Source organism: uncultured Limnohabitans sp. (genome assembly GCF_937889215.1).
GTDB lineage: Bacteria > Pseudomonadota > Gammaproteobacteria > Burkholderiales > Burkholderiaceae_C > Limnohabitans_A.
This window is the reverse complement of sequence record NZ_CALBEX010000471.1, coordinates 1-7960: the sequence shown is the minus strand read 5'-3', so window position 1 is coordinate 7960 and position 7960 is coordinate 1. Positions and strand designations below refer to the sequence as shown.

6 protein-coding genes and 1 riboswitch are annotated in these 7960 nt (G+C 59.3%); of the genes, 2 read left to right on the top strand and 4 right to left on the bottom strand.

What is annotated here, in order from left to right:
• A partial coding sequence (locus Q0341_RS11880) for a DEAD/DEAH box helicase (RefSeq protein ID WP_299513560.1) occupies nucleotides 1-1279 on the top strand: 1279 nt, incomplete at its 5' end.
• A 46-nt stretch (nucleotides 1280-1325) separates the two neighbouring features.
• On the top strand, nucleotides 1326-1676 hold the full coding sequence (locus tag Q0341_RS11875; RefSeq protein WP_299513558.1) for a cystatin domain-containing protein: 351 nt from the start codon (nucleotides 1326-1328) through the stop codon (nucleotides 1674-1676).
• Between the two features lie 120 nt (nucleotides 1677-1796).
• Here Q0341_RS11875 and Q0341_RS11870 read toward each other — a convergent pair whose 3' ends face one another.
• The 4 genes from Q0341_RS11870 to Q0341_RS11855 all read right to left on the bottom strand — a co-directional run bounded on the left by Q0341_RS11870 (nucleotide 1797) and on the right by Q0341_RS11855 (nucleotide 7673).
• Nucleotides 1797-3113: an ATP-binding protein gene (locus tag Q0341_RS11870; RefSeq protein WP_299513556.1), complete on the bottom strand. Its 1317-nt coding sequence runs from the start codon at nucleotides 3111-3113 to the stop codon at nucleotides 1797-1799.
• 228 nt (nucleotides 3114-3341) lie between these two features.
• Entirely contained in the window at nucleotides 3342-5324 is a 1983-nt protein-coding gene (locus Q0341_RS11865) for a U32 family peptidase (protein ID WP_299513554.1), read from the bottom strand.
• Nucleotides 5325-5916: 592 nt separating this feature from the next.
• Entirely contained in the window at nucleotides 5917-6399 is a 483-nt protein-coding gene (locus Q0341_RS11860; RefSeq protein ID WP_299513551.1) for a GNAT family N-acetyltransferase, read from the bottom strand.
• A gap of 2 nt (nucleotides 6400-6401) precedes the next feature.
• Nucleotides 6402-7673 carry a D-amino acid dehydrogenase gene (locus Q0341_RS11855; RefSeq protein ID WP_299513549.1) on the bottom strand — a complete coding sequence of 424 codons (1272 nt, stop codon included), beginning with the start codon at nucleotides 7671-7673 and terminating at the stop codon, nucleotides 6402-6404.
• A 171-nt stretch (nucleotides 7674-7844) separates the two neighbouring features.
• Nucleotides 7845-7939, bottom strand: a riboswitch (glycine riboswitch).
• Between the last annotated feature and the right edge of the window lie 21 nt (nucleotides 7940-7960).

The following is a 7960-nucleotide window of genomic DNA, read 5'->3' as shown; positions in this document are numbered from 1 at the left end:
CACCGAAAAAGAAGCCGGTCGGCTCACGCAGCCTGCGCTCATCGTGGCCCCGGTGAGTTTGCTGGGCAATTGGCAGCGCGAAGCGGCCCGCTTTTGCCCTAGCCTGAGCACCCACATCCACCATGGCCTGTTGCGGCATGGTGCCGCGCAAGACCTCAGTGGTTTTGACATCGTGCTGACGCCTTACTCTTTGCTGCACCGTGACCGCGACCTGTGGCTGGCCACCGACTGGCATTTGCTGGTGCTTGACGAAGCGCAAAACATCAAGAACGCCAACACCCATGCGGCGCAAACTGTGGGCGACATCCCGGCCCGCCACCGCCTGTGTTTGTCGGGCACGCCCATGGAAAACCATTTGGGTGAGCTTTGGAGCCTGTTTCACTTTTTGATGCCCGGTTTTCTGGGCAGTCAAAAGCGTTTTGGTGAATTGTTTCGCAACCCCATCGAGCGCCAGGGCAACAGCGAAAAAATGGACCAATTGCGCAAACGCATCACGCCTTTCATGCTGCGTCGTACCAAAGACGTGGTGGCCAGCGAGCTGCCGCCCAAGGTCGAGACCCTGATGCGCGTGCCCCTGGAAGGCCAACAGGCCGATCTGTACGAGACCATCCGTTTGGGTATGGAAAAAACCGTGCGCGACGCCTTGAACGCCCAAGGTTTGGCCAAATCGCAAATCACCATCCTGGACGCGCTGCTCAAGCTTCGCCAAGTGTGCTGCGACCCGCGTTTGCTCAAATTGGGCGCTGCCAGCCAAGTCAAGCAGTCGGCCAAGTTGGAGCAGCTGCTCGACATGCTGCCTGAGATGGTGGCCGAAGGGCGCAAGATTTTGCTGTTCTCGCAGTTCACCCAAATGCTCAGCCTGATCGAACAAGAGCTGCCGCGCCTGGGCATCCCCTGGGTCAAGCTCACGGGCCAGAGCAAAAACCGCGACACGATCATTGACCAGTTCACCAGCGGGCAGGTGCCACTGTTCCTCATCAGCCTGAAAGCCGGGGGCGTGGGGCTGAACTTGCCGCAAGCCGACACCGTGATCCATTACGACCCCTGGTGGAACCCTGCCGTGGAAAACCAGGCCACCGACCGTGCCCACCGCATTGGCCAAACGCAAAGCGTGTGGGTGCTCAAACTGGTGGCCCAAGGCACCATCGAAGAGCGCATGCTGGCCCTGCAAGAGCGCAAAGCCCAGCTGGCGCAAGACATGTATTCGGGTGCCGTGCAGCGCAAAGAGCCGCTGTTTGGCGAGTCGGACTTGAACGAACTTTTCAAACCGTTGGGCTGAGCACATCGGCATGCGCGTGTTGCATCAACTTCTCTGTGCTTTGACTATGAGTTCGCTCCTCGCCTGCAGCCCCGAAAAGCCTGAGGGGTTGCCTGGAACACAAGCTTCGTCAACGGTCAACGGCGAAACTGTGGCGGGGGCTTGGGCCGTGGCCGATGCCTTCGGCCCCGACGTTCAAGAAGCTGCCCGCTTTGCAGTGCAGACCTTTGCGGTGCAGAACAAGGCCCGGGTCATTTACAAAGATGTGATCCAAGCCCGTCAGCAAGTCGTCGCTGGCTTGAACTTTGATATGCACATTCAAGTGAGCTTGGACGGAGCGGCTCGCAACGCGTCCGCCAAGGTCTGGCGTCAGCCCGATGGGGCTTACAGCCTGCAGGCTTGGGCTTGGCTGGACTGATGCACATTTAAAAACCTGTCGGCACGGGGCTCGAACGCCACGTTGGGGTTGTGAGCAGATGAACAAATGCCTAAGGGGCTGAGCCTGGCACCAGGCAGCCGGAGCTTTCAGCAGCAAGTCCTAGACGACTTGGGCAAAAGGCAGGGCAATTCGTGCGCAGGCACCATTTTCGGTGTTTTGCAGCGACAAGCGCCCACCAAACTGCGCGAGGATGGTTTTGGAGATCGACAAACCCATCCCCAGCCCTGAGATTTTGGTGGTGTAGAAAGGGTCCCCCGCTTGCTCGGCGGCCGCCTCCGACAAGCCTGGCCCGGTGTCATGGACCTCGATCAAAATCTCACGATTTTCTTGCCGGATGTCCAAGCGAATGCTGCGGGTCTGAGCCTTTTCGACCGATTCCATGGCGTTGCGCACCACATTGAACAAGACTTGCGACAGTTGCACGGCGTCGCCCAACACCCACATCGGTGTGTTGCGCCTGGCAGGTTTGACGATCTCCATATTGCCGCGCCGGGCTTCGGGTTGGACCAGGGCACAGACCTCGTCGATCACACCCCGCAGGTCCACCAGCTCCTTGTTCAAAGACGCTGGCTGAATGAAATTGCGGATTCGCCGAATGATGTCACCCGCCCGCACACTGTTGTGAATGATGTCGTCCAGCGCGCGTTCGCTCACCTGTGGGTCCCACTGCCCCGATTTTTGCTGGTGTTGCAGCAACTCGGCATAGTTGAGGATGGCGGTCAAAGGTTGGTTCAACTCATGGGCAAAAGAGGCGGACATCACACCCAGGCTGTGATGGCGGTCTTGTTGCGCCAGTCGGTTGCCCAGGCGGCGTCCTTCTTCTTCACGGACCAGGGCGGTCATCACTTTCAGTCTTTCGTCGGCTTGCTCCTGAACCCTGATGCCAAAGTAGGCGAAGTAACGCAACATGCCCGCCACAAAAGCACCCGTCCAGATGCCATAGGTCCAAGCCTCTTGGCCGAAAGTGTTCAGGCCCCAGCCCGTGACGAAGCCTTGCGTGCGCAGCAAATGGAACAGGCCCAAGCTGGCCATGACCCAGCGCATGTGCATGGCAAAACGGTTGGCTGTGTGTTGGTAATGGGCATGCGCGAAATAAGCCCCCCACAAAGAGGTGACACCAAACAAGCCCCCCGACAACAGCAAAGTCACCTCAGACCCTGCATGGATGCGGCTCCATTCCATGACCGCGATGTAAACCACCGTGCCCAGCGCGAGCCACACCAGTCGCCCCAGCTGCGGGCCTTGGTCGTACAGACGGGAAAGGCCGAAGGCCATCAGCATGTAACTTGTGCCACTCAGTCCAATGGGCACGCTGTAGGACCAAAGCGGTGTCAGGGTATCGCGAAAAACAGTGGCCAAGGTTGAGGCACCGATCAACAGGGTGGCCACCACCCAATAACGGGCCGAACTGTCCAAGCGTGAAAAGTAGAAAGCAGCCGCCAACCCACCCAAAAGGGAGAAGATGGCGAAAAAAATGAAAAGGCTTTGGACGTAATAGGCGGCCATGCAGTCACGACGGGAGAGGGTTCATTTTGTTAATTATCGAGAACATTCTGACCGATATATCCACCCTCAGCAGTCGCCAAGGCAAGCGCCCATGGGCATTGGATTTTTTTGAGTCTTTAAGCATTCAAGACGGCGCTTTCAGTGCAAGCCCACCACTGGCCGTGACTTGTAAAACCGCACCGGGCTTTCGGGCACGGCGTTCAAAACCGATTTGTTGATCTTGCCCACCACATGCATTTCGCAAGGCTTGCAGTCAAAACGCAAGGTGAGCTTTTCCTTGCCGTTGATCAATTGCATGGGCTCTGCTTTCACCGTGCCCTGCACGCCGGTCACGCCTTTGGCTTGTTTGGGGCACAGGCTCAAGCTGAAACGCACACAGTGCTTGGTGATCATCAGGCTGACTTCGCCCAATTCTTCTTGGCTTTCATAGGCCGCATCAATGACCTTCACGCCGTGTTTGGCGTAAAAATCGCGGGCTTTTTGGTTGAACACGTTGGCCAGATAGGTGAGCGTGTCTTCGGGGTAAGCCACAGGTGGCACCACCGGCACGGCACGCGGCAGTCGGTGCAGGCCTTGAGTTCGTGCGTCTTCGAGCGCGAGCACAGCGTCGCGGCGCAAGGCGTTGAGTTGTGAGGGCGGCACAAACCAGGGACGGGGTAGGGCCACTTGCACATCCAGCGGTTCAAACAGGGTGTCGCCCAGTTTGCCCAAGGCGGTTTTGAGTTTGTCCTTGGCTTGGGCTGTGTCTTTGGGGGCTTGCCAGGCGATGGCCATTTGCGCCGTGCCGGTGTGGCCCACTTCGTCGGTCAGCGTCAGTTGCAGACCTACATCTTCGCCATTGGTGGTTTCTGCCAGCTGCATCCACACGCCCATGCGGCGCTCGGCCGATTTTTTGTCCAGCGTGCGCACCCAGCTCATGTCGCGGTTGCGGTTGACCTGCACGCCTTGGCGCAGGTCTTTGAAGCCGTCCATCGGGTCTTTGGGGAACAGACGCCAAACGCCCTTGGCTTTTTGCGCCTCGGCGCGGTTGATCTGCAAGCCCACCAGCTCTTTTTGCAGGTCGTAATAGCAAAGCCCGTCGCCGTTGTGCAGTTCGGCGGTCGGGTCGTCGGTGGTGATCTCAATGTGGTCAGCCGTGACCTTGCTGACCCAGCCAATGGTTTGGCCGGGGTTTTTGGGTGTGTCAAAAGCGCCAATGTCTTCTTTGCGGCCTTGCACAAAGTAGTCGGTGAACTCGCGGTTGAAGTTCTGGTTCGGGTCCGGCTCGAAGCTGAAGGTGCTGCGGCCGTGTGAGGCCGGGGCCAGCTCGGGGCGCTCGTTCAGCACTTCGTCAAACAGCTTGCGGTAATGGGCCGTGATGTTTTTCACATAGGCCATGTCCTTGTAGCGGCCTTCGATCTTGAAGCTGCGAATCCCCGCGTCCACAAGGTCGCGCAGGTTCTCGCTTTGGTTGTTGTCCTTCATGCTCAGCACATGCTTGTCGTGCGCGACGATGCGGCCTTGTGCGTCTTTCACTTCATAAGGCAGGCGGCAAGCCTGCGAGCAGTCGCCCCGGTTGGCGCTGCGGCCGGTGTGGGCATGGCTGATGAAACACTGGCCGCTGTAGGCCACGCACAAAGCGCCGTGCACAAAAAATTCGATCACCGTTCGCTCGGTGTCGATCACGTCGCGGATCGCGCTGATCTGCGGCAGCGTCAGTTCACGGGCCAGGACGATCTGGCTCAGGCCTGCGTCCTGCAAGAACTTGGCTTTCTCGGGCGTGCGGATGTCGGTCTGGGTACTGGCGTGCAGCTGGATCGGCGGCATGTCGATCTCGAGCAGGCCCATGTCCTGGACGATCAGCGCGTCCACACCCGCGTCGTACAGCTGCCAGGCCAGTTTGCGTGCGCTCTCCAACTCATCGTCGCGCAAGATGGTGTTGAGTGTGACAAAGATGCGGCTGTGAAAACGGTGCGCGTATTGCACCAATTTGGCAATATCTTGCACCGAATTGTCCGCCGTGGAGCGTGCCCCAAAAGACGGGCCGCCGATGTAGACCGCGTCTGCGCCATGGTGGATGGCTTCGATGCCGATGTCGAAGGTTCGGGCAGGGGCGAGGAGTTCGAGTTGATGAGGCTGCATGACTTGGGATTATCCCAGCTTGTCGTTAACGGGTTGGGAGGATGTGAAGCGCTTTGATCTGTGTGAGCTGGCTCAGCACCCACAGGATCAAACCGACGGTGCTTGCCACCTTCATTTGGGAAATGTCGCTGCGCGAGCAAATCAAACGTCGGACCTGAAGGCCGCGACCTACGGGGGGCGGTATTTGTAGGTCGGTGCCTTCAGGTCCGACAAGGGCGGTGGTGCGACACCGCCGCAGGATATGTCGCTCTTCGAAGCATGTTGCTCCGCGAGGCATGTCGCTGCGCGAGCAAATTCAAACGTCGGACCTGAAGGCCGCGACCTACGGGGAGTTGGGTATTTGTAGGTCGGCGCCTTCAGGTCCGACAAGGGCGGTGGTGCGCCACCGTCGCAAGATATGTCGCTCTTCGAAGCATGTCGCTGCGCGAGCAAATCAAACGTCGGACCTGAAGGCCACGACCTACGGGGAGTTGGGTATTTGTAGGTCGGCGCCTTCAGGCCCGACATTTTCGGTGTGCCAATGCCTTTTGAAAATGTCGCTCCGCGAAAAAATCAAGTGTCGGACCATAAAGGCCCGACATACATGATTTGTTCAAAGCCACTTTTGCATGAAGCTGGCTTGGCCTGCTGCCGGGTCCAGGGCATAGGGCTCAAAGCCAAAACCAAGGTAACTCTTCAAGGCCCTCGCATTGCCCGTCAGCACCTCGAGCGTGAGCTTGCAGCACCCGTGGTCTTTGGCGTGTTGCTCGGCGGCCGACAGCAAAGCCTGACCGACCCCCGCCCCCCGGTGGCCTGGCAGCACGGCGATGTCGTGGATGTTCATCAGGGGCTGCGCCTTGAAGGTGGAATAGCCCTCGATGCAATTGACCAGGCCCACGGGCGCATCGTCCAGCCAAGCGATGAAGCTGGCCGCGTCGGTGCGCCGGGCCAGGTCATCGCACAAGCGCGCTTTCACATCCTGCGCCAGCGCTTCGCCGCCACCCATGGGGTCTTGGGCATAGGCGTCCAGCAGCATCACCAGCGCGTTGCGGTGGGTGGGGTTTTGGTAATCGACGGGCAGGATGTGGAGCGGCATGGTCAGGCGTTGGCAGGGGTCATGAAGGAGAGAGCATTGTCCTGCACAGCGGCCATCACATGGCCCGCCAATTGGTGCGCCGTGATGGCCGAGAGCGTCCAGCCCAGGTGCCCGTGGCCGGTGTTGTAGAACACATTGGCCTTTTTCCCCGCCCCCACACGCGGCAGCATGTTGGGCAGCATGGGGCGCAGGCCTGCCCAGGGTTCAGCGCGGCGCGTGTCCACGCCGGGGAAGCATTCGTTGACCCAGGTGACCAAGGGCTTGATGCGGTCAGCGCGGATGTCCAGATCGATGCCGTTGAACTCGGCCGTGCCGGCCACGCGGAAGCGGTCAGCGCCCAAACGGCTGGTCACCAGCTTGGTCTCGTCGTCCAGCAGGCTGACCTGTGGCGCAGCAGCCTGGCTGGCTTCGTCGTTCAAGCCCACGGTGATCGAGTAGCCTTTGACGGGGTAGATGTTCAGGCGGTCGCCCAGCTGCGCGGCCAAGCCCCGGCCATGCACACCCGCGCAAATTACGATGCCGTCAAAACTCAGGGTTTCGGTTTGGCCCGCGTGCTGCACTTGCACGGTGGCGGTTTTGCCGTTCGATGCGACATTCAGCACCTGATGCTCGGTCAGGATCTTCACACCCAGGCGCTCACAAGCTTTGGCCAAGCCAAAAGTGAATTTGTGGATGTCGCCGGTGGAGTCGCTTTCGGTGAAGTAGCCGCCGTAGTAATGGCCTTGCAGCGTGGGCTCAATGGCCTTCATTTCGTCGGGCGTGACGGCGCGGCGCGGCAGGCCGCCTTGGGCCAACAACTTGGAGACCGCGCCCGCGTAGTCAAAGCCCTTTTTGTCACGGTAGATGTGCAGGATGCCTTTGGGCTTGTGGTCAAAGTCGATGCCTTCGGCCTTGGCCCAGGCAAGGTGGTGTTCGCGCGAGGCAATGGCCAGCTGAGTCGTGGCGATGGTGTTGTCTTTGTACCTGGGAATGGCGGCCACGAACTCGGCAATCCAGCTGAGTTTGTGCCAAGTCGGTGCGGGGTTCATGAGCAGTGGCGCGTCGCTCTTGAGCATCCACTTGAGGCCCTTGATGATTGTGGACGGGTGTGTCCAGACTTCGGCGTTCGAGGCAGACAACTGTCCGCCATTGGCGTAGGAAGTTTCCATGCCGGGGTAGCGATTTTTTTCGATCAGGGTGACCTGGAGCCCTTGTTGGGCCAGGGCGTAGGCAGATGTGACACCGGTGATGCCACCGCCGACAATCACCATGTGTTTTTTGACCATGTTTGTCATGGGAATTCTCTCAATCAAGCGTCTCAATCAGATGGACGTTCTGCACACCGAATGTGTGCATAACGACCCCCTCTGTTTGAAACCTGAGAGATTCACCTCAAGCCTTGAGATGGCTGAGGTTTGCTCCTGCGGTGTGCCAGGTGACGAAGCCTGGCAACTCTTCAGAGTGCGTTGATCAGCACGGTCCTTTTGCCTGAGAGTTTCCGGGGTGGTTGCTCCTTCGGCGTCGAAGGCCTAGGGCCTTCAATCTCTCCCGCGCTGAATGTCGGATGGTGTCCGACTCGGGA

What these genes read in the sequence shown, in the direction of transcription:
- Q0341_RS11860 (WP_299513551.1), bottom strand. Translation starts at nt 6,399, where the DNA reads ATGCCGCTCCACATCCTGCCCGTCGATTACCAAAACCCCACCCACCGC.
- Q0341_RS11855 (WP_299513549.1), bottom strand. Translation starts at nt 7,673, where the DNA reads ATGACAAACATGGTCAAAAAACACATGGTGATTGTCGGCGGTGGCATC.
- Q0341_RS11865 (WP_299513554.1), bottom strand. Translation starts at nt 5,324, where the DNA reads ATGCAGCCTCATCAACTCGAACTCCTCGCCCCTGCCCGAACCTTCGAC.
- Q0341_RS11875 (WP_299513558.1), top strand. Translation starts at nt 1,326, where the DNA reads ATGAGTTCGCTCCTCGCCTGCAGCCCCGAAAAGCCTGAGGGGTTGCCT.